This window comes from Halorussus aquaticus (genome assembly GCF_024218795.1).
Classification (GTDB): domain Archaea; phylum Halobacteriota; class Halobacteria; order Halobacteriales; family Haladaptataceae; genus Halorussus; species Halorussus aquaticus.
In genome coordinates this window covers 3,413,387-3,435,250 of sequence record NZ_CP100400.1, presented here as the reverse complement: position 1 = coordinate 3,435,250, position 21,864 = coordinate 3,413,387, and the positions used below count along the sequence as shown (strand labels likewise).

The following is a 21,864-nucleotide window of genomic DNA, read 5'->3' as shown; positions in this document are numbered from 1 at the left end:
TAGGCTATTTCACTAACACCAATAACTGTTCTGTGTCAATTGAGTTATTACTATTGTGCATGCTATATCTACGATGGGTATCCATCTCAACCCGCTCATCAACTTTGTAGCCAACTTGTTCGCCAAGTTCTGCAAGAAGTTCCGGGTTATCGATTACATACTCTTCTCCACCCAATTCAGTAGTATTACGACCAACAATCAGCCCATATGGAGCCTTATCCTTTAATACGCCATATGTTTCTTTGAAGGATTGCTTCATATCTACCAGATATTGATAAACGAGAGCAGGCCTATTCTGACGGCGGAACCCGTCGGACTCGGAATCTACGGCTTCCTTCAGATTTCGGCAGGTAGAGATACACCCTTTTGGTAGATGGTGTTCATTTGTTTCAATCGAATCGTAAATCTCCCGTCTCGTGGTTTCCTTAATATTACGCGAGCCGATTAGCGATCTCGATTTCTCACGCATCTCTCCAGTCTTAATTAAGCCGAAGAGATACATACTCAATCTGTACGTATCTACATACGGTAGAGCAGAAGCATATGGTGGGCTAGTGAGTGCGCCATCGAATTTCGTATCTTTTGGGAGGCTAGGGTGGCTCAACACCTCATTTGCGAAGTCTCTAGAATCCGACTCTAGCGCGAATTGGTTCCCACCGTTACCGGTGATGGCGGTACGGCTACGGAGGACAGTTTGGAGGAATTCCTCTATACGTTCGATGAATTTTGTGACTAAAGGATAGTTAGCAGGTTTATCATCCATTTTCCGAGTGCGAAGGTCACCAGAATCTTGTAGCGACGCATCGCGCAGTTCATCGCTTAAGAGGATTTCCAGCACCTCTTGTGTTTTATCGGAACTAACCGACAACAAGCGTCGCTGAATCGCGTGAATTTGGACGAGTACCGAGTCAACGAACCAACTTTCGAGATAATCGATGCCCTGAATATCCTCTTTCCACCCCTTCCCGGCTAATGATTCAATATTTTCTTCTGGGAAAGGAGAATACAGGGTATAATCCTGAAATTGACGGCGCAAATCTTCGATAACCGACTTCATTTCCTCATTAAGTCTATCTTCTGGGACCTCTAGGGAATCTACCTTTGCGTTAGCAATCTTAACTGCTAGAGGGTTAATCTCGATTCCAACAGCGTTCCAACCACGGTGCTTTGCTTCAACGAGAGCCGTCCCACTTCCAGAGAACGGGTCGAGTAACCAATCTCCGCATTCCAGCCCGAATCTATTCCCGATCGACCGAACGACTTGTGGGTTGAATTTCCCTCTATACTCGTGTATTCCGTGAGAAGAGTAACGCGTCTGTTGGCGGCCTAACCGATAGTTAGACAGAGAATGGTCAGAAGACTCAATGGAGGAAGAATCTTCTGCAACCTCCAATTTTGCTTGGTTCGTAACCACAACTTCATCTTCAGACTCCACGTATTGGAAGTAGGTGGTCTCAACAGCCTTCTTCGCCCAATTTTCCGTATTAGAGACCTCTACTGTTAGTGCATCTTCAGTGTCTTCGACAACCTCGATGCCATTAAACAGCGTATCTAATTCGGCTTTAGCGAACTCTGCTTCGTAGGGGAAATGATCGTAGTCAAACCAGTGGAATCGAAGTTTCATCTTTATAGTTTCTTGAAGGTGAGTATTTTCTCGTCCTTTATTTTCGAGTATCCCGGGTTGAAACTCTTAGTGTTAGACGGGATACTTCTGGAAGCGGAGTCAGCCGTATAGAAGCCGGCTGCATCAGCGGCGCGCTCTAGGAGTTTACCATTATCTACTTCTTCCCCCTGAATCACGGAACGTCCAACAACGAAACTGGCTGTAGCATCTTCCGTGGTAATATCTCTGAGTAGGTCGAACAGAGACACCATCCGCTCCTCGAAGTCAGTTTCGTCCCGTGGGTTGCTACCTTGATAGTGGGGCCGAGCACCGATCTCGTTTTCTTTCACTTCGGTAGGGTCGGCCAGACCAAGCCAATACATCCGATATTTGTGATACAGCCAGTATTCGTATGCGTTCGGATATGGCGGTGAGGTGATGACCAAATCGACCTTCTGGGGAATATCTGAGGGTTCTACTTCTAATATATTCTCGTTGAGAACGTCACAAGTGGCACTATTTCGTCGCCATTCTGAATTTTTCTTGAATGCGGATTCGATCTTTGAGGACGCTTGTGAGAACTTCTGTAGAACGTCTTCTGCAGTAACGTCCTTCTCTACAGCGGCATATCGGGTGTTACTGTCTTGATTCGATACCCTAACAATTATACTAGAGAGTGCAACCTGAAGCGCCTCCTTGGTAGGCTGATTTTCGACCTGCTCTAGTTCGTCAATTATGAGCGTTAGAGCCTGCTGAATCGGTTTCTTGAACCAATGGTCGATATTTGGGAGGTCTGGAGGCTCAACGTCGCCAGGGTATCTGTTCCGGACACTCGTGATAATTTCACGTGCACGATTACCAAAGTCATCTGGCAGTGGCCGTGTCTTGACCCGACTAATAAGGCAAGCGAGTGGGTGTACGTCTACTCCAATAGAGGAATGCCCCTTCTTCATAGCCTCCACTAAAGCAGTTCCTGAGCCACAAAACGGGTCGAAGACAACATCTGATTTGGAGTCAGCATATATTTCTATTAACTGATGGGGTATCTGCGGGATAAACTTGGCAGGGTAAGGATGGATAGAGTGAACGCCTTCTCTTGAATTTGCTCCTTGGAACGTCCAGTCATACTGACGGAGTTCAGATTCTTTTTGTGTCATATATATGGTGTTTGCCTTTGGTCGTGCTGATAAAATCGTGGCTTGTTGCTCTGATAAACTTGGCTATTCGTCCACCTACGGAAGATCTTTTCGTCCTTCGATGTAGCAGTCGGCACAAGGAAAATCGTCGGATAGATCGTCACAGTCACACTCCTTATAGTCATCTACATCAAGGCTGAGAGAATCCTCAACAATATCCTCTGCAACAGTACCGCCGTCTGGCCGGTGTTTATCCGAAAGCGTCAATGCGTTCGACCGCTCGTGATTCCCACTCGGCGTCAGGAAGTTCACGGACGCTTTGAAGACGACCAGGCCGCCCACGGTAGCGAGCGCGATCTTGTGCTTGCAGTCCGGCCCGTGTTGGACGTCTGCCGGGCACTCACACTCGGCGGGCACAACGACGCCGTCCTGTTCTTCGAGCGTCAGTATCGGCGCGTCCCCGTACGGTGACGGTATCGCCGTCGTTCAGTCGGGACTCGTAGTACCGTTTCCCGTGCGTCTCCGTGCCGAGAATCTGGTCTGCGAGGTCACGAAGCGTCGGGGTGCGGGGTCGTCCGGGATACTGTCGAGGTCCTGAATCCACTCCTCGGCGAGGCAGAACTTCGCGTTATCCGGTTCGACGAGGACACGCCCCGTATCGTCCTCGACGATGAACGGCACTGCTCCGCGACCGGATTCCCCTCGCTGTCCCCACGTATCAACGTGCCCGTCGAGGCCACGTTGGGTCCGCAGTTCAATCACCTGCTACGAGTCGGCGAGACACGACTCCCCCGAGAGCGGAGCGTCGACCGCCTCGTCGGCCCGCCGGGCGATGTCGGAGAGAGAAGGCTCAGCTTGGATTTCGCCACGTCGTTACTGCTCGCCAACGACGCGTTTCTTCGTGACTCTGACGGGATGTCAGACGAGCGCGGACGAGCAATCGACGTTCTCGATTTCGGACACGTAGCCGGGGTTACGCTGACCTTCGGCGGACGTAACGCGACTTACGACAGATGTCCAACTAGAACGGTGGCCTGCAGTTTACTGCCTGCCCGGAATACGCGCGACAGAGTGGTTCGAAATGACTCGTGACACCACGAACGCCGACGCGGACCCGGACGCGAAGTCGAACGCGGACGCGAGCGAGACTCGACCGACGGCCTCCCGGCGGCAGTTTCTGACCGGCGTGGCGGCCGCGACGGGAGTCGCGCTCGCGCCGACCGTGACGGAGGGACAAGAGGCCGGTCTCGAAACCGTGGCCGCGTTCGACCCGCCGAACCTGCCGGAGAACATCGCGACCGACCGCGAGGGGAACGTCTACGTGAGCATGGTACCGCCCCGCCAACTGTGGCGGGTCCCTCGGGAGGGTGACCCCTCGTCGGTCGCACAGGTCGGTCCCGAGGACGGAGAGGGGTCGCTCCTCGGCATCTCGCGGACGGAGGACGGAACCACGTACGCCGTGCTGAACTCGGGAGTGGCCGAGACCAACGGCGTCTGGCGAGTCCCGCCCGACGGGTCGCCCGAACTGATGGCGTCGATTCCGACGGAGGGGACGTTCCCGAACGGCGTCACCCACGACGCGGTGGACGACGGCGTCCTCGTCACCGACTCGACGCGGGGCCTCGTCTGGCGGGCGACCGACGACGGTGCGTCGGTCTGGTTCGACGACCCGCTGCTCGACCCGAACCCGTACGCGAGCAACTCCCTCGGGGCGAACGGCATCGCCGTCGGTCCCGAGGGGGACATCTACGTGGCGAACCTCAGTTTCGGTGCCGTCGTCCGGATTCCGATAAATCAGGACGGGAGTCCCGGCAGTCCGGAGGTCGTCGTCCAGAGCGACCGACTCGTCGGCGCGGACGGTCTCACCGTCGCCGACGACCGGACCGTCTACGTCGCGGTGAACGCTCAGGACAAGGTCTCACGGGTCACGTCGGGCGGCGACGTCTCGACGGTGGTCTCGGGCGGCGAACTCTCGTTCCCGTCGGACGTCCACTTCGGACCCGGCGACGACCAATCGACGCTGTACGTCTGTAACTTCGCGCTCCCGGCGTTTCAGGCCGAGGACCGGGAGGCGAACCCGAGCCTGATGCGACTCGACCTCGAGCAGGTCACGACGACGGAGGGGGAGGAGACGACCACGACCGAAGCGGAGACGACAACCACGACTGAGGAGACGACGACTACGACCGAAGGAGAGACGACCACTACCACCACGGCCGAGGAGACGACAACCACGACGACCGAAGGAGAAACGACGACTACCACCACGGCTGAGGAGACGACGACCACGACAGCGGAACCCACGACCACGACGACAGAGGAAACGACCACGACGACAGAGGGAACGACCACGACGACAACGGAGGAAACGACGACAGTCGAGTAAACGACGACCGCTTAGGTCGGTCGCCGACCGCTACGCTGGTCCTACTTCTTCGGTTCGGGGTCGAAGATGTCCGGTCGCTCTTTCCCGTCGGCCTGCACGATGGCCATGCAGCCCTTCCGGGCGACCCGGCTGAGCGAGTGGTCCACGAGTTTGAAGTTCCCGGGAACCGGGAAGTCCATCGTCGCTATCGTGGTGCTGCCCGGCGCGACCTGCTTGGTCTGGATGTGGGTCTGCGGTCTCGTGGTCAGCGACCCCTCGGGCCAGAGCTTCTCCCAGACGTTGCCGATGGGGTGGAAGCTACTGGTGAGGTTCGGGCCGCCGGTGACGAAGAACACCCGCGCGGTGTCCCCGGTCTCGACTTTCCCTGCCCCGTACTTGTCGGGCGTGCAGGCGTACTTCTCGCCGTTCATCACGACGTAGCTCGGCTCCTCGCGCTTCATCGCCTCGTGGTCGAAGTTGTGCTTGCCCGTCTCGCCCGCCCGCTTGTCGGTGTATATCTCGTGCTGTCCGAAGTAGAACTCGTGGTCCACCTCGGGGAGTCCCTCCTCGGGTTCGACGAGGATGAGACCGAACATGCCCGCCGAGATGTGCATGTCCATGTTCGGGACCGCGCAGTGGTAGATGTACGCCCCCGGGTAGGTCGCCTTGAACTTCAGGTGGGCGGTCTCGCCCGGCGCGGTCATCGTGGCCTCGGCACCGCCGCCCGGTCCGGCCGCGGCGTGGAAGTCCACGTTGTGGGGCATGTCGTTCTCGGCCGGGTTCTCGAAGGTGAGATTGACCGTGTCACCCTTTCGGACCCGAATCATCGGACCCGGAACCTGCCCGTTGTAGGTCATGTAGTTGAACGTGACCCCGTCCTCGATTTCGGCCGTGACCTCCTCGGGCCGGAGGGTCACGTCCACCGTCTTCGGTTGGTTGCGGCTAATCGGGTCGGGGACGTCTGTCGGGTCCGCGGCGACGCGCTGGACGGTCTTCTGTTTCTGTTTGTTCATGGCCTTCTGGGTCTGGGTCGTTTTCGGGGCGGAGCGGGTCGAACACCCGGCGAGGGTGGCCGCGCCACCGAGGCCGATACCTTGCAGGACCGTGCGACGATTGGTTGTGGGCATTGGGAGTCACCTTACAGTTACAGATAGTCGCCGACACCCCTTCAATCGGGAAACCGATTCTCGGGCCACGAGAAGGCCATCGAACGTGTTCGAGCCGTTCTCAGATTCTGAGAATCGGAGTGCCGATTCCACGGAAACTACTCGAAATATTCGAAGAAAGTAGAAAGAGAGACCGGCGTTCAGTCGTCGCCTTCGACGACCGACTCGGCCGAGACGGGCGCGTCGCCGGGAGCGTCAGACGGCGTGGTCTCGCCGCGGGCCAGCACCTTCTTCACCACGTCGTAGCCGAAGATGGCCGTCCCGAGGATGACCAGCGTGTCGCCCGGCATCCGGAGCCAGAACAGCAGTTGGACCAGGTCGCCCTGATAGAACGACAGGCTCCGGGCGGCGTCGTAGCTCTGAGTGAACGCGACTTCCAACTGGAGGAAGCCGACCGGGAGCAGACTGACGCCGACCATCAGCGCGAGACCGACGTTCCACGCCCAGAACGCCCGCCGGAGGTTCGTTCCGGACCACTTCGCTTCGGGCACCGCGATGCGGAGCATGTACGTCACCATGCCGAGCGCGAGGAAGCCGAACGCGCCGAACATCGCGGCGTGGGCGTGGGCCACCGTGAGGTAGGTGCCGTGCTCGAAGTAGTTGATGAACGGCAGGTTGATGAAGAACCCGAGGACGCCCGCGCCGACGAAGTTCCAGACGCCGCTGGCGACGATGAACATGAACGGCAGCGTGTAGGGGAACGACTGCCCGCTACCGGACATGGCGCGGTACTGGCCGAGCGCCTCGTAGAGGATGAACACCAGCGGGATGAGTTCGAGCGTCGAGAACGCGCTCCCGATGGGCACCCACACGTCGGGTTGGCCGACCCACCAGTAGTGGTGGGAGACGCCGATGACGCCGGTCCCCATCACGAGCAGGGCCTGCACCATCACGGCCTTCTCGGCCGACCGCTTGGTCAGCAGGTTCATGCTGACCAGCGTGACGCCGACCAGCGCGACGATGAAGAACTCGAAGGCCCCCTCGACCCACATGTGGACGACCCACCAGCGCCAGAACTCCGTGACGACGATGTTAGTCTGGGGCGTGTAGAGGAAGCCCGCCGTGAACAGCAGGGCGATGGAACCGCCCGCGTACAGAATCATGTGCGCGAGACCCCACTTGGGTTCGCGGTCGAGCAGCGGCTTGAGACCGCGCGCCACGAGGGCGGCCCACGCGAGGAAGCCGACGAGGATGCCGACCTGCCAGAGCCGCCCGATTTCGAGGTACTCCAGCCCCTCGTTGCCGAGTATCCACCAGAGCGCGCCGTCGAGGTACCCCTTCGCGCCCAACCAGATACCGACGAGGGCACCGACCACGACCACGACGAGGACGCCGAGCAGGCGGTTTATCCACGCGCCCTGCTTTCGGGGTTCGCGTCCGGTCAGCAGCGGCGGGAGGAACAGGCCCGCCCCGAGCCAGAGGGTGGCTATCCAGAGGATGCCGAGGTCGAGGTGCCACGTCTTGGCGATGGAGAACGGGATTAGCTGGAGGAAGTTGACGCCGAGCAGTTCGCCCAACCCGAAGAAGTCCGCCCGCTCGATGTAGTAGTGGGCGAGCAACCCGCCGAGCAACACCTGTCCGAGGAACAGTCCCGCGCCGACGACGGCGAACCGGAGCGCGGCGGCCTGTCCGGGGAACAGGTTCACCTCGTCGGGCCGCGGAATCGAGACGCCCTCGGTCTCGGGTTCGGGGAGTTCGATGGACTTGTAGAGCCAGACGCCGAACCCGGCCCCGGCGACGAGCAGTATCATGGCGATGACGCTCCACGTCATGGCCGCGCCGGTGGCGTCGTTACCGGCCGCGGGTTGGTAGGGCCACTCGTTGGTGTAACTGTGGTCCGCCCCGGGCCGGTCGGTGTGGGATATCCACGCCGTCCAGAGCGCGAAGTCGGCGAACCGCCGGGCCTCCTCCTCGCTCTCTATCATCCCGACGGGGACGCCCCGCTCGTGGCTCCCCTCGTGGTAGCGCTCGACGTACACCTGCCGGACCTGCTCGTGGGCGTAGGCCTCGGCGGCGGAGTACTGGATGCGCTGTCCGGGGTCGCCGTCGGTGAGGTCCGACTTCACCGCCACGTCCACCGTGGCCCGTTCGCTATCCGTGAGACTCCCGTAGGTGGACGTGTCGTACTGTTCGCGGGCGTAGTACTGGCGCATGAACTTCACCTTCAGGTCGAGCGTGTCGGCGGTGTAGTCCTCGCCGTAGTACGCGCCGTTACCCAGTATCGACCCGTGGTTCATCATCCCGTCCGACTGGAAGATGGTCTTTCCCTCTCGGACCTGCTCGGCGGTCACGATAGTCTGACCGTTCGGCCCTTCGACCTCTTTCGGGATGGGCGGGGCCTGCTGGTAGGAGTACCACGCGCCAGCGCCCATCACGGCCAGATTGAGGACGAAGACGACCGCGAGTATCTTGCCGAGTGTGCTACGTTTGACTCTCATACACGTCGAGGTTGGCCTTCGTGGGGCTTTTAATTGGAGCGCGATTCCTGTACTCCGGGAAGCCGGGCGAACGTGTTCGGGCGGACGGGGACACCCGTCTCGGGGTGACGGAGACTCGTCGCCCGCTGACAATTCCTATCATCATAATCATTGCAAATAACGGCGTGCGCTCCGCTCCACAAACCGCGGGATGCGCCGTTCTCGCGCTCGGCCGCACGCGGTGCGGTCGCGGCCGAGCGCACGGGCAAGCGGGGAGGAACGGGGCGCGGTCGCGGTGCCGTGCGGTGGGAGTGCCGAGACTCCGCTGCACAAGCAGTAGCTAGTTTCGCCGTCCCTTCACCGACCTCCCCGGACCGTCACGGACGTTCCCGCGGCGCTTACCGACTCTCGCACTCTGTGACAAAAAGGAAGACGAGCGGTCAACCGGTTCGCGTCTGCGCGAGTCGAGAGCCACACCGGCGTTCGAGCGCCACACCGACGCTCGGTGCAGTTACTCGTCCTCCGACCGGGGAGCCAGCACCAACAGCGCAGTGCTGTCCGCCTCGGCCTTCGGCGACACCTCGCGTTTGCCGTCGAATCGCAGGAGATCGCCCGGTTCGAGGACGTTCGATTCGCCGTCTACGCGCACGTCGAGACGCCCCGACACGAGGTGGACCACGATTTCGCGCCCGGGATGACGGTGGGCCGGGACTTCCTCGCCCGCGTCGAGCGAGAGGCGGACGGTCTTCGGTTCGGCCCCCGGAAACGCCACCTCTCGGGGTCGCTCGGTCAGGTCGTCGAGTGCGACTGTCTCGGTCATGGCAACTGTCTCGGGTCGCTACTGCTTGGGGAACTTCGCGACGAACTTCTGGCTACCCTCGCGTTCGACCTCGTAGCTGTCGGCGTCGAACGACTCCACCTCGGCCTGCATCTCGTAGAACAGCGGCTTGGGTTCGTGGTCGTTGACGATTTCGAGGACCTCGCCGCTGTCGAGTTCGTCGAACGCGTCGTGTATCTTCGGGTGGCGTTCCGGCGGCGGAATCTCGCGGACGTCTAGTCTCGGCATGACGAGTGGAGATACTCGCGGTCGTCCCTTCGCGGTTATCCCGAACGTGTTCGGGAGAGGGCGGCCGAGTCGCGTCGGACCCGCGGTAGGGACACTCAGGACTCGACTTCTTCGACGGAGAGGCGATAGAAGATGTAATCGGCGACGGCGAGTCTCAGTTCGTAGTAGTCGCCCTCGTACGTCACGTAGCGGTTGCTCCGGAGTTGGTCCGGAAACGCCTTCACACCGTAGCCCTCGATTTCCGCCTTCGCTCGGGCCGCCTCGAACAGGTCGCGGGCGTCCGCGGTGAGGTTCTCGTAGGCGACGACGCCGTCCGAGGATTCGACCGACGAGGCGTTCACGACCGTCGCGTTCCCGAGATGATACTCGCCGTAGAAGCCGCCGCGCTCCCACGACAGTTCGTAGAGCGTCCCGCGATAGCGGGCGTACCAGCCGTCGGTGTCGGGCGTCAGTTCCCCGGTGAGGTTCGAGCGCATCACCCGCACCGACTCGTTCTCGACGGCCCGCCGGAGCAGGTCGCGCTCGGACGCCGAGAGGTCTGCGGCCGAGAGGGTCGCGCGGGTCGGCAGCGTCGTGGTCGAGGCGGCCGATAGGTCGCGAGTCGCGGTCGGTGTGTCAGGGGTCGCGGTGGATTCGGCGGTCACTGCGGTCCGGGTCGTCGGGTCCGCAGTTGCCGCCGATTCGGCCCCCGGCGGAGACGACCCCGAACACCCGGCGAGAACCAGCAGGACGGCGAGACAGACCGAACCGACGCGGAGGGACATACGCCGTCTCTGCGCGCCTCTTTACAAGTGTCTTGTGTCGAACCTGAACCGAATCGGCGAGAATCTGGCGCACTTTGGGCGTGGCTCCGCGCTCACTCCGTTCGCGCCATCTCCGCTACGGTGGTTCGTGTCACTGACGCGCTCCGCGGGCGCGGTGGCGACTGACCGACAGTCAGTCACCACCGCGCGGGTCGAACTCGCCGCGCTTCAACCCCTCACGCACGGGGTCGTGTTCGGCGTCGGTCGGCGGGGGTGCGGTGACGAGCGTGGCCTCCAGACGCCGGTCGGCGTCGGCTTTCACGCCGCGGTCCTCGCCCGCGGGCACGACCACCACGTCGCCCGGGCCGACGGCGCGTTCGTCGTCGCCGTCGCGGACGACGCCCCGGCCCTCTCGGACCGTAATCGCCACGTCGCTGTCGGGGGCGTGGACCGGGATGAACTGGCCCGGTTCGAAGTAGCCGAGGACGACCTTCATGCGGTCGCTCCGGAAGACGGACTGGGCCGAGAACTGTTCGTCGTCGTACTCGCGTTCGGCGTCGAAGTCGGTCGCGACCATGTCGGAGGTGGGAGCGTCGCGGTCGTGGGGGCTTCGCCGAACGTGTTCGGTCGGTCGTTGGTGGTCAGGTCCGGGAGCGCGATGCCAGAATCTCCTTGGCGGTGTCGCCGAGGCGCTGCATGTCCTCGGCGGTCAGGTGGAACTTGGGGTCCCAGTCCGACTGACCGAGGTAGTCGCTGACGACGAACATCGCGCCCGCCTCGACGCCGCGGTAGTCGGCCACCGCGAACACCGCCGACGCCTCCATTTCGACCGTGAGGAGGCCCTCCTCGGCGTAGCGTTCGACCTCGGCCTCGGTCTCCTGATAGATGGCGTCGGTCGTCCACGAGGGACCGACGTGGAACGGTTCGTCTCGCTCGCGCAGCAGGTCCGTCGTGTCGGCGACGAGCGAGTCGCTGGGGACGGCGTAGGTCTCGGACTCGACGTAGTGGTGGGAGGTCCCCTCGTCGCGGATGGCCTTCTCGCAGACGATGAAGTCGCCCATCTCGACCGAGTCGTCGAGACATCCCGCGAACCCGATGGAGAGGAACGTCTCGACGCCGTCGGCGACGAGTTCGTCCATCAGCATCGCGGTCGTAGGCGCACCGATGCCGAAGTCGCCGAGGACGCCGACCTCGTAGTCGGTGTCCTCGAAGCAGTAGAGTCGGCCGTAGTAGTGGTCCACCGTCTCCCCGTCGTACGTCTCGGTGAAGTACTCCATCAGCCCGCGACTGTAACAGAGGACTACCGCTTCCGGCGGTTCCGGTACGTCGCCCTCGGCCTGCGCCGCTCTGTAATCGGCGTGTTCGTCGGGCGTGACGATAGGGTCCGCACCGTACTTCTCCGGGTGGTTCGGAAACGGCATCGCTCGGCGCTACAGAGGGGACCGTAAAATGCTTTTTCAGGGTTCGGGAGGGCGTGGCAATACGGCATCTCGCTCGTCGCTTCGCTGGAGGAGTCGATGGCACCAGCGCCGAATCACGGGAACTGCTCGTCGGGGTCGCCGTCGCTCGACGTGGGCGACGTGCCGCCGAACGCACCGATTCGGAGCGATTCCGGGCCGTGGCGGACCACGACGCCGGTCAGGTTCGCGGCGAAGACGGCGAACCCGAAGGTCGCCAGCGCACCGCCGACCAGACGCGCGGCCTCGAACGCCGGACTCTCGCCGAGGACGACCAGCGAGAGACCGCCGAGCGTGAGCCAGAAATCGACCGCGGCGAGGCGGTCGTCGTAGAGGTCGTCTATCATCGGGACCGGTTCCAGTCCCACGCGGTCGCTGTACTGGCGAATCCAGACGATGAACGGGACGACGTGATAGAGCGTCCCGAGCAGGACGAACCCGACCACACCGGCCGCGAGGAGGTGGCCCGCCGCGGGGTGGCCGAACGTCGTCGCGGGGTCGGCCGGTCTTCCGAGCCACGACGGAGCGGCCGAGAGCGCCCACGCCGGGAGCGCGAGCGCGACCACGGCGTACCGCGACAGCATCGGCGTCCGCTCGACTTTCGTCTCGTAGAGCTTTCGCGCGAGGACCGCCGCGAACGCGAGCAGACCGACGACCGAGAGGACCGCGCCGACGCGGGCCAGCCACGCGTGGCCGACCAGTCGTCCGGCGGCGAGCGCGAGAACGCCCGGCGGATACGTCCACTCCTCGACGCGCCGGAGGGTCGCGTCCGTCCCGCGAATCTCGGTCTGAGTGAACATCGTGGCGAGCTGGTAGAGCGCCCCCACGACGGTCGTGAGGACGACGCCGAACACCGCGAGCGTGGCGTGGGCCGCGACGACCTGCGAGCGCGCGAGGCCCGCCGCGGCCAGAATCGGCCGGGTGAAGTCCACCGCGAGGAGCAGGCCGAGCGCCGTCACCAGCAGGACGTAGCCCAGCGCGAGCGCGAAGTGTCGTTCGGTCGCGTCTAACTCGTTCGCCCCCGCGAGCGTCCGGCCGACGTTGTAGACGAACGTCCAGAACCCGACGAGCATCGCGCCACCGGCGACCGGGAGCAAATCGAGATTTCCGGCCAGCAGCAGGCCCGAGAAGCCCGCGGCGCCGCCGCCGACCAGCGCGAGTTGGGCCACCGCGAGTCGCCGCGAGTGGAGTCTCACGCCCGACCAGACCGGGACGAACTGGGTCATCGCGCCCAGAATCGTGAGACAGACCCACCCCACCAGCAGGAGGTGGACGTGGGCCGCCCCGGCGAGACCCGGCGCGACGCCGACGACGCCGAGGACCCCGAGCGTCGCGCCCGCCAGCAGGAAGCCGAACCCCGCGACGAAGTGCGCGAGCGGTATCGCCATCGGCGGGCCGCGGTCGGCGTCGATGCCCGCGGGGACGCTCATCGCGGTTCTATCTCCACCCGCCACTCGTCGGGGGCGACCTGCTCGGTCTCGTGGTCGAAACCGCGCCGGTCGAGGACCGCGTAGAGCGGTTCGGGTTCGAAGCTGTTGACGAGGACCAGCGTCTCGTCGTCGCCGAGGTCCGACAGCGCCGACGTGATGGCCCCGAACGGTTCGCCGTCTATCTCTCGTGCGTCGAGTTCGCGCGTGGTTCCGTCGTGGGCGGTCTCGTCGTTCGTCATAGCTGTAGGTGCGGTCGTTCGTCGCCTATCGGTTGTCCCGACCATGTTCGACGGGGTACCGGTCCGGCACGGTGAACCCGAACTCCCGGAGGCGCTCGGCGTTCCGCACTAGATTCCGGTAGAACGCCTCTCCGCGGTCGGTCAGGTGGGCCGCGCCGTACCGAATCGGTTCGCCGCGAATCGTCTCGCCGTCCACCGACACCGCGGCGCTCCGGTAGCGGTCGGCCAGTTCGGGGTCCGAGAGGTCGAACTCGGCGGGGAGGTCCACCCGGGGCAGGTCGTGGGCCACCGCCATGTTCCGGTAGGTGAACGCGGCGTCGAGTCCGCCCGCTTCGAGCGTCCGGAGCAGTTGGGTCTCGGGGAACACGTCGGCGTTCTCCCGAATCGCGTCGGCGGGCGCGCCCTCCCGACCGGCGAGGTCGAGCGCGAGCAGGGTCCGGTAGCCCAGCGGGTCTCTGGCGGGGTCTGTCCGGCCGACAGAAACGTCTTCGCGCGCGAGCGCCGAGCGCCAGTCGTCCCGAATCGCGTCGGCGTGCCGGGAGTCGGGGTCGTAGACCACCGTCAGCGCGTTGGTGGCGAACGTCGCGTGCCACCCCGCGAGGTCCGAGACCAGACTCGGGTCAGCCAGCGCCACGGCGTCGGGGTCGCGCGCCCCCGAGCGGACGAGTTCGACCGCGGCGAGGCTCCCGTGGGCCTCGACCGTCGCGCCCGCCACCTCGTCGGCGACCGTCTGGAGACTGCCAGCGACGAGCGCGCGGGCCGGAGCCGAGTCGGTCGTCCCCGTGACGCGGACGCCGAGCGCGCCGCCCGCGAGCGCACCGCCGGAGAGCAGCAGCGTTCGTCGTCGCATGTTCGGCGGTAGTCCCCGGAGTATCAAAAACCGGGACGCGCGTTCTCAGTCGGCGGGAACGTTCCGGATAGGTGGTCGGACGAACGTGTTCGCGGGGCTTCCTACTGCTCGGGAATCGGCTCGCGAGTTGAAGGACGATACGTGACCAAAGTCGAACGTATGATGCAAGTAACGACGGCGCGACGACCGACCGCGGGAGGTGACGTGACGTGAGTCTCTCTCGGCGCGACTTCGTCCGGGGAGCGGGGGCTGGCGCGGTGGGGACGCTCCTCTCCAGCAGTTGGGGGGCGACCCAGAGCGTCGAACCCGTGACCGAGGTGGACAACCCCCTGAAGTCCTACCCGAACCGGGACTGGGAACAGGTCTACCACGACATCTACGCCTACGACGAGGTGGACTGGACGGTCTGTCACCCCAACTGCACCCAGTCGTGTGCCCTCAACTTCTACATGAAGAACGGGGTGCCGATTCGGGCCGAGCAGGTCTACCACAACGAGGAACCGAGCGTCGGCCCCTCGGGGTACGAGGACGCGGGAGTGAGCCAGAACTGGAACCCCCGCGGGTGCATGAAGGGGCTGACGCTCCACCGCCGGACGTTCGAGCCGAGTCGCATCAAGTACCCGATGGTCAGGAAGGGCTGGGACCCAGACGACCCCAATCCCGAGGGACGCGGCGAGGACGAGTTCGAGCGCGTCTCGTGGGACGAGGCGGCGGACCTCATCGCCGAGAAGATGGCGAGTCTGGAGGACAACAAGCGGTTCCACATCTTCAACGCCATCAAGGCCGACGGACTCATCACCCGCCACGGCGCGGGGCGGCGACTCGCCTCCATCTTCGGCGGGTGCGAGTGGACCGAGTACGACTGGTACGCCGACCTGCCGCCGGGCCACGTCATCACGACGGGCTACCAGACCTCGGACGCCGACGCGGCCGACTGGCGCAAGTCCGACTACACCATCATTCAGGGCAAGAACCTGATTCACAACAAGCTGGCGGACAACCACTGGTTCCAGGAGATGCGCGAGCGCGGCGGCGAGATGGTCGGCATCTACCCCGACTACTCGCCGACCGTCCAGAAGTGCGACCGGTGGCTCCCCATCCGTCCGGGGTCGGACCCGGCGATTCCGCTCGCGTTCGCCAACGTCATCATCAGCGAGGAACTGTACGACCCCGACTTCGTGCGGAAGTTCACCAGCCTCCCCCTGCTGGTGCGCGAGGACGACGACAAGTACCTCCGCGCCCACGAGGTGTTCGACGACCACGAGGCACCGCCGGAGGGCGACGAACAGCACGAGGAGAACGACTGGGGCGACTTCGTGGTACTGGACCAGAACGGCAATCCGAAGGCGGTCACGCGCGAGGAGGTCGGCGACGAGATGCCGACCACCCCGCAACTCGACGCGAAGACCGACCTCTCGCTGGCCGACGGTTCGACGGTCACCGTCGAGACCGACTTCTCGCGCCAGAAGCGCAACGTGCTGGAGAACTACTCGCCCGAGCAGGTCGAGGAGATTACGACCGTTCCGGCCGACGCCATCGAGAAGACCGCGCGGGAGTTCGCCGACGCCGAGAACGGCCAGTGGTTCACCGGCGAGGGCATCAACCACTGGTTCCACGGCAACTCCGAACTCCAGCGATCCATCTTCTTCGTCCAGTCGATGCTGGGCAACGTCGGCAAGCCGGGGTCGGGCTACTACAACTACTCGGGCCAGTACAAGATAGAACTGCTGGACGGCTACCCCCACTACGTCAACCCCGACGGCCACGCGGCCCACGGGATGTACCCCGGCTACGCCTTCGCGTTCTTCGGCGGCGAGCAGTTGGACCCCCACGAGATTCGGGGCGACTTCGACCGCGAGATGGACCTCGTGCCGCAGGGCGACGCCGAGGAACCCGTGATGCCGAAGAACGCGGAGACGTACACGATGTCCAAGCCCTCGATTCTGTGGACGATGAACTGCAACCTCCTGAACCAGACCAAGCATCAGGAGCACGTGGTCAACAACTTCACGAAGCACCCGGACACGTCCAACGAGTTGTTCATCGTCTCGGACATCCACATGACCTACTCCGCACGGCACGCGGACATCGTGCTTCCGGCCCCCTCGTGGCTGGAGTGCGACTACCCCGACATCACGGTGGGTCCGGAGAACCCGTTCATCACGATGGACCACGGGATTATGGACCCCATCTACGACACCAAGCAGGACGGCGAGGTGCTGGCGATGGTCGCCGAGAAGTTGGACGAGAAGATTCCGCGCGAGGAGCGCAACGTCGATTCCTACCGGTCGTACTTCTCGGAGTTCCTCGACGAGGACGGCGACGTCCGCAAGTACATTCAGGAGACGCTCGACCACGGCATCACGACCGAGGACATCGACGTGGCGGACCTCGAAGACGGTCCCGAGCGCCTGAACCTCAAGACCTACCCGCGGGTGCCGTTCTACTCGCAGGTCCACGACGACCGGCCGTTCTACACCAAGACCGGCCGGATGGAGTTCCACAAGGAGGAAGACCGGTTCGTGGACCTCGGGCGCGAGGACCTCGACCACATCGAGAGCGTCGAGGGGACGCCCTACGGCGTCAACCAGAAGTGGCCCGAGGCGGGCGAACAGGAGAACCCCCTCTACCACGACGAGGGCTACCAGTTCTACTACAACACGCCCCACAGCAAGTACCGGACTCACTCCTCGTGGGGGATGACCGACTGGAACCTCATCTGGTCGGCGCGGGACTTCGGTTCGACCAGCGCCGACCCCGAGGGCACCGAGCGACTGATAGACGACTTCTCGTTCCCCGAGGCCGAGGGCGAGACCAGCGAGGCCCCGCCGCTCGGCGAGGCGTTCGTGGAGATGCACCCGAGCGACGCCGCGGACATCGGCGTGGAGAACGGCGACTACGTGCGCATCTCCGGCAAGCGCGGCGGGACGGTGGTCAGGGCCATGCTCAGCGAGCGCCAGCGCCCCGGCAAGGCCGGCGACATGGGCCAGTTGACCCTCTGGCACGGCTGGTGGCCCCAGCACTTCCCAGACGACGAGGAGAAGGGCGACGACGAAGTGAAGGGGTTCAACACGACGACCAACATCTGGCTCGACCCCGGCCAAGAGACCGACGACCTCGTCCACAAGTCGGTGTTCGGCGACCCGAACGTCTCCGACGAGGTGAGCGAGGACATCTCGTGGCACGGCGCGGAACTGGAACACGGCTACGAGGAGACCGTCTGGGCGCCCACCGGGGTGAACCGCGACGACCTCGTGACCGTCGAGAAGTACGAAGAGGCCGACTGGTGGCCCGGCGACGCCCGGAAGGACGACCTCGTCTCCGACTACATCGGCGGGTCGCTCCAGTCGAAGGGCGGTACGAGCGGGACGACCAGCGGAAACAGCGGGACGACAACGAGAGGTGACGACTGATGCCAGAAGTGTACAATCCGCAACTCGGCCGCGAGCAGAGTTACCCCTACGAACACCGCGAGGAGGAGCGCGACTGGCACTGGGGGATGGTCATCAACACGAACCGATGTATCAACTGCAACACCTGCTCGTTCGCCTGCAAGTCCACGTGGACCAGCGGGAAGGGCGAGGAGTACATGTGGTGGATGAACGTGGAAACCGAACCGTACGGCGGCTACCCGATGGGGTGGGACATGCGCCTGCTCGACGACCTCGGTGCCGAGGAGACCATCTTCGAGGCCGCCGAGCAGGGCGAGCGAGTGAAGGGGTACGTCGCCCAGAAGGAGGAGTGGGAGTACCCCGCGCTCGGCGACGACTCGGTTCACGGCGAGTACCCCGAGGACGAGGTGGTCGAGTCCGACCCCGAGAAGGGCAAGTACCACGACATCTGGCAGTTCTACCTGCCGCGACTCTGCAACCACTGCAAGAACCCGGCGTGTCTCGCCGCGTGCCCCCGGAAGGCCATCTACAAGCGCTCGGAGGACGGCATCGTCCTGCTCGACCAAGAGCGCTGTCGGGGCTACCGCAAGTGCGTGAAGGCCTGTCCGTACCACAAGCCGATGTACAACCCCGAGACCGGCGTGTCCGAGAAGCCGGTCGGCTGTTTCCCTCGCATCGAGGAGGGCAACGTTCCCCGGTGCGTGAGCAGTTGCATCGGGAAGACGCGGCTCCACGGCAACATCAACCGGGGACCGGACCGGGGCCGACCGAACGGCAAGAAGTCGGCCGCGCCGGGCCGGAGTCCGACCAACTACCTCGCCAAGTCCGACGAGAAGGTCGCGCTCCCGCTCTACCCGCAGTTCGGCACCCGGCCGCAGGTGTTCTACATGCCGCCGTACCACGTGCCGCCGGAGTTCCTGACCCAGATGTTCACGCCGAACACCGACCAGAAGCGCAACGACTGGCCCGGTAGCACCTACGAGGAGTCGGTGAAAATCATCCAGCAGCGCGTCCGGGACCCGAGCCACCACCTGCTCGGCGTCCTCCAGTTGTTCGGCGCGACGACCCGACTCATCGAGACGTACAACGTCAAGGAGAACCGCGTGAAGGGCTGGGACCGCAAAGGAAAGAAAGTCGTGGACATGCCCATCGAGGAGGACCTCGAAGTCCGCGAGGGCGAGAAGTGGACCAACCAACCGTGAGGTGAGAGCATGGACGAGACACCCCAACGCGACCCCGCGACCCGGAGCGACGACGAGACGGTCTCGACGGACGACGAGACGACACCGCGAGACGACGGAACGACCGCCACCGACGAACTCCCCCCGGCAGAGCGTCACTCGGCCCGCGCCGCCCTCTACAGCGCCGCGGCGGGCGCGTTCTGCTACCCCGACGAGGAGACCGTCGCGCAACTGACCCACGAGGCGACCGCCGAGGGCCTCCGGGAGGCAGGGCGGAAACTCGGCTTCGAGACGGAGACCGAGGCGCTGGTCGAGGCGCTCGACGCGACCGACCGCGAGTCGCTCGAATCGGCGTACAACGACCTGTTCGGCCTGCCCGTGGACGACGGCACCTACCCCGTGGTGCCCTACGAGGCCGAGTACACCGTCGGCGACGAGGTGGGCCGCCAACAGCGCCGCATCGCCACCGTGGTCGGCCTGCTCGAAGCGTTCGGCGTCGAACCCTCGGACGACTTCGACGAGCGACAGGACCACGTCGTCGTGGAACTCGAACTGCTACAGGTGTTGGCGGCCCGCCGCGCGGTCGCCCGCGATGAGGGCGACGACGACACCGCCGACAACCTCGAACGCGCCGAGGCGATGGTGCTGGACGAACACGTCGAGGGCTTCGTGCCCGCGTTCGCCCACGACGTCCGGGAGACCACGCCCGACCCGAGCGACGACGCCGAAGGCGACCGGACCGCGGCGTCGTCGGTCTACCGCGCGGCCGCGAACCTCGCGGAGGCGGTCGTCACCCGGGACCTCGCCGACCACCCCGAACCGGAGGTCGATTTCGAGGCGTCAACGGAGGTGCGGTCCCGTGCCTGACCGCGACGCTGCCCGGCGCGCGACCGTCGTCACGGTGGTCGTCGTCGCGGCGCTGGTGGCCGCCCAGACCGCGGTCACGGCCGCGGTCACGAGCGGCACGCAACCGGCGATGGCGGTCGAGTCGGTGCCCAGCGACCCCGCGTCGTCCCAGTGGAGCGACGCGCCCGAGCGCACGGTCTCGCTGTCGAAACAGCAGATGGCACCGCCGTTCGGCGGCGGCAGCACCGACGAACTGACGGTCCAGACCGTCCACAACGACACTCACACCGCGTTCCGCTTGACGTGGGCCGACCCGACGAAGGACGCCAACATCGGCGCGCCGAACAACTACAGCGACGCCGCCGCGGTGATGCTCCGGACCGGCGACAAGCCCCCCATCACGATGGGCGCGGCCGGAAAGCCCGTGGACATCTGGTACTGGCGCGCGAGTTGGCAGTCGCCCGACGCGTCGTCGAACGGCGACATGTACGCGTACCCGCACCCCGAGGAGGAGACCCAACCGGGGCAGGCCGCGGGGAACCCGCTCTCGACGCCGCCGACCGAGCGACTCGCACAGAACTACTACGCCAAGGGGTACGGGTCGCTGACCCACGCGCCCCGCCAGAACGTCCGGGCGAGCGCCGAGCGGACCGACGACGGGTGGTCGGTCGTCTTCGTCCGCGAACACGGCACCGAGGGGAAGTTCGACGCCGACCTCACGAAGGGCAAGAACGTCTACCTCGCGTTCGCGGTGTGGAACGGGAGCGCCGACGAGGTGAACGGCCAGAAGTCGCTCACGCTCCAGTTCACCAAACTCGACACCGGGAAGTGGGCGATGAGCGACGCCAGCAGCGGGTCGAGCAGTTCGAGCGGGTCCGGACAGTCCGGCGAGTCTGGCGGGTCTGGCGGCCAGTCCGAGGGCGTGTGGATGACACACTCGGTCAGTAACTGGGTGATCGGACTCGTGGTGACAACCCTGCTCACATGGACGGTCGTCTACTGGAGGGCCAGAGAATGAGCGACAAGTACGCCAACCGGAGCGCCCGCGCTCGCTCGCCGAGCCGCGACGGCGGCGACGAGTCCGACCTCCGGAGTCTGCTGGACTCGCCACGGGAGTACGAGCGCCGGGACGCCGCGCTCGCGCTAGTTGACGAGGCGGAGTCGGACGGACTCGGCGCCGAGACCGCGAGCGCGCTGGCCGACCGCCTCGCAGAGGACGACAGCGAGGACGTGCGTCAGTTCGCGGTCGAGGCGCTGGGGGTGGCCGGAGGCGGTGGGGCGGAGGACGTGGAGACCGCCGTCCGGGCCGCGCTCGACGGGGACGACGACGAGTGGGTCCGGGCCGAGGCCGTGGTCGCGCTCTCGCGCATCGCGCCCGACGCCGACGCGGTGGCGGACGCGCTCGGCGACGACAGCGGGTGGGTCCGGCGCAACGCCGTCATCGCGCTCGGCAAGACCGGTCGAGCGACGCCCGAGGACCTGATAGACCGCATCAAGAACGACCCGCACCCCGCGGTCCGGGAGTACGCCGCGCTCTACCTCGGCGAACGCGCCGACGACACCGAGCGGGCGGTCCGCCTGCTGGCGGCGGTACTGGCCCGCGACCCCGAGGCGTTCGTCCGGGCGAAGGCCGCCGAGTCGCTCGGCGAGTTCGCCACCGACCGGGCCGAGCAGGCGTTGGAAACCCACGGCATCACCGACCGGAGCGACGACGTGAAGCGGACCGCCAAGCGCGCGTTGGCGTCGGCCCGCGGCGTGGACCCCGACCAGTTGGACGTGGAGATAGACGACGGGCCGCCCGGCGGCGGTCCCCAGTCGCGGGCCGAGACCCCGAACGGACCCGGCCCGTCGGCCGACGGACCGGGACCTGCGCCCGAGGGACGGCGACCGAGCGGCGGCAAACGGGGTCCGAAGGGCGACGGGCCACCGGCCCCCGGAGAGCCGCCGAACTGACCGACGACTCGATAGGAGGG

Annotated in this window: 20 protein-coding genes; 6 read left to right on the top strand and 14 right to left on the bottom strand. The window is 64.5% G+C overall.

Annotated features, from left to right (window positions below):
• Positions 1–4: 4 nt before the first annotated feature.
• The 4 genes from NGM06_RS17695 to NGM06_RS17680 form a co-directional block, all read right to left on the bottom strand.
• Positions 5–1,624 (bottom strand): DNA methyltransferase, encoded by a 1,620-nt coding sequence (locus tag NGM06_RS17695; RefSeq protein WP_254268229.1) that lies wholly within the window; start codon positions 1,622–1,624, stop codon positions 5–7.
• A gap of 2 nt (positions 1,625–1,626) precedes the next feature.
• Entirely contained in the window at positions 1,627–2,760 is a 1,134-nt protein-coding gene (locus NGM06_RS17690; RefSeq protein WP_254268228.1) for a DNA methyltransferase, read from the bottom strand.
• A gap of 75 nt (positions 2,761–2,835) precedes the next feature.
• Positions 2,836–3,156 (bottom strand): SWIM zinc finger family protein, encoded by a 321-nt coding sequence (locus tag NGM06_RS17685; protein ID WP_254268227.1) that lies wholly within the window; start codon positions 3,154–3,156, stop codon positions 2,836–2,838.
• Between the two features lie 69 nt (positions 3,157–3,225).
• On the bottom strand, positions 3,226–3,420 hold the full coding sequence (locus tag NGM06_RS17680; protein ID WP_254268226.1) for a hypothetical protein: 195 nt from the start codon (positions 3,418–3,420) through the stop codon (positions 3,226–3,228).
• Between the two features lie 400 nt (positions 3,421–3,820).
• Between NGM06_RS17680 and NGM06_RS17675 the strand changes: the two genes are divergently transcribed.
• Positions 3,821–5,125 (top strand): SMP-30/gluconolactonase/LRE family protein, encoded by a 1,305-nt coding sequence (locus NGM06_RS17675; protein ID WP_254268225.1) that lies wholly within the window; start codon positions 3,821–3,823, stop codon positions 5,123–5,125.
• 41 nt (positions 5,126–5,166) lie between these two features.
• On the opposite strand, the gene nirK is transcribed toward NGM06_RS17675, so the two are convergent.
• From nirK to NGM06_RS17625, 10 genes are all read right to left on the bottom strand, one after another.
• Complete coding sequence (gene nirK / locus NGM06_RS17670) at positions 5,167–6,231, bottom strand: copper-containing nitrite reductase (RefSeq protein ID WP_254268224.1); 1,065 nt, start codon at positions 6,229–6,231, stop codon at positions 5,167–5,169.
• A gap of 179 nt (positions 6,232–6,410) precedes the next feature.
• Complete coding sequence (locus NGM06_RS17665; protein WP_254268223.1) at positions 6,411–8,708, bottom strand: nitric-oxide reductase large subunit; 2,298 nt, start codon at positions 8,706–8,708, stop codon at positions 6,411–6,413.
• Positions 8,709–9,198: 490 nt separating this feature from the next.
• On the bottom strand, positions 9,199–9,507 hold the full coding sequence (locus tag NGM06_RS17660; protein ID WP_254268222.1) for a cupin domain-containing protein: 309 nt from the start codon (positions 9,505–9,507) through the stop codon (positions 9,199–9,201).
• An 18-nt stretch (positions 9,508–9,525) separates the two neighbouring features.
• Positions 9,526–9,753: a DUF2249 domain-containing protein gene (locus tag NGM06_RS17655; RefSeq protein WP_254268221.1), complete on the bottom strand. Its 228-nt coding sequence runs from the start codon at positions 9,751–9,753 to the stop codon at positions 9,526–9,528.
• A 95-nt stretch (positions 9,754–9,848) separates the two neighbouring features.
• Positions 9,849–10,517 carry a DUF7979 domain-containing protein gene (locus tag NGM06_RS17650; RefSeq protein ID WP_254268220.1) on the bottom strand — a complete coding sequence of 223 codons (669 nt, stop codon included), beginning with the start codon at positions 10,515–10,517 and terminating at the stop codon, positions 9,849–9,851.
• A 172-nt stretch (positions 10,518–10,689) separates the two neighbouring features.
• Complete coding sequence (locus NGM06_RS17645) at positions 10,690–11,073, bottom strand: cupin domain-containing protein (RefSeq protein ID WP_254268219.1); 384 nt, start codon at positions 11,071–11,073, stop codon at positions 10,690–10,692.
• A gap of 64 nt (positions 11,074–11,137) precedes the next feature.
• Positions 11,138–11,917, bottom strand: coding sequence for a nucleoside phosphorylase (locus NGM06_RS17640; protein ID WP_254268218.1), 780 nt, complete (start codon positions 11,915–11,917; stop codon positions 11,138–11,140).
• A gap of 113 nt (positions 11,918–12,030) precedes the next feature.
• Positions 12,031–13,383 carry a hypothetical protein gene (locus NGM06_RS17635; protein ID WP_254268217.1) on the bottom strand — a complete coding sequence of 451 codons (1,353 nt, stop codon included), beginning with the start codon at positions 13,381–13,383 and terminating at the stop codon, positions 12,031–12,033.
• Entirely contained in the window at positions 13,380–13,622 is a 243-nt protein-coding gene (locus tag NGM06_RS17630) for a DUF2249 domain-containing protein (protein ID WP_254268216.1), read from the bottom strand. Before NGM06_RS17630 ends, NGM06_RS17635 begins: the two co-directional genes overlap by 4 nt.
• A gap of 25 nt (positions 13,623–13,647) precedes the next feature.
• The gene (locus tag NGM06_RS17625) at positions 13,648–14,472 is read right to left on the bottom strand and encodes an extracellular solute-binding protein (protein WP_254268215.1); all 825 of its coding nucleotides are present in this window, start codon (positions 14,470–14,472) and stop codon (positions 13,648–13,650) included.
• Between the two features lie 209 nt (positions 14,473–14,681).
• Between NGM06_RS17625 and NGM06_RS17620 the strand changes: the two genes are divergently transcribed.
• Genes NGM06_RS17620 through NGM06_RS17600 form a run of 5 tightly spaced genes read left to right on the top strand, consistent with a single transcriptional unit; the run spans position 14,682 to position 21,844 of the window.
• Complete coding sequence (locus NGM06_RS17620; RefSeq protein WP_254268214.1) at positions 14,682–17,885, top strand: molybdopterin-containing oxidoreductase family protein; 3,204 nt, start codon at positions 14,682–14,684, stop codon at positions 17,883–17,885.
• Positions 17,885–19,066 (top strand): 4Fe-4S dicluster domain-containing protein, encoded by a 1,182-nt coding sequence (locus NGM06_RS17615; protein ID WP_254268213.1) that lies wholly within the window; start codon positions 17,885–17,887, stop codon positions 19,064–19,066. Before NGM06_RS17620 ends, NGM06_RS17615 begins: the two co-directional genes overlap by 1 nt.
• A gap of 9 nt (positions 19,067–19,075) precedes the next feature.
• Positions 19,076–19,912 carry a TorD/DmsD family molecular chaperone gene (locus NGM06_RS17610; RefSeq protein WP_254268212.1) on the top strand — a complete coding sequence of 279 codons (837 nt, stop codon included), beginning with the start codon at positions 19,076–19,078 and terminating at the stop codon, positions 19,910–19,912.
• Positions 19,905–20,909 (top strand): ethylbenzene dehydrogenase-related protein, encoded by a 1,005-nt coding sequence (locus NGM06_RS17605; RefSeq protein ID WP_254268211.1) that lies wholly within the window; start codon positions 19,905–19,907, stop codon positions 20,907–20,909. Before NGM06_RS17610 ends, NGM06_RS17605 begins: the two co-directional genes overlap by 8 nt.
• Positions 20,906–21,844 (top strand): HEAT repeat domain-containing protein, encoded by a 939-nt coding sequence (locus tag NGM06_RS17600; protein ID WP_254268210.1) that lies wholly within the window; start codon positions 20,906–20,908, stop codon positions 21,842–21,844. Before NGM06_RS17605 ends, NGM06_RS17600 begins: the two co-directional genes overlap by 4 nt.
• The last annotated feature ends 20 nt before the right edge of the window (positions 21,845–21,864 follow it).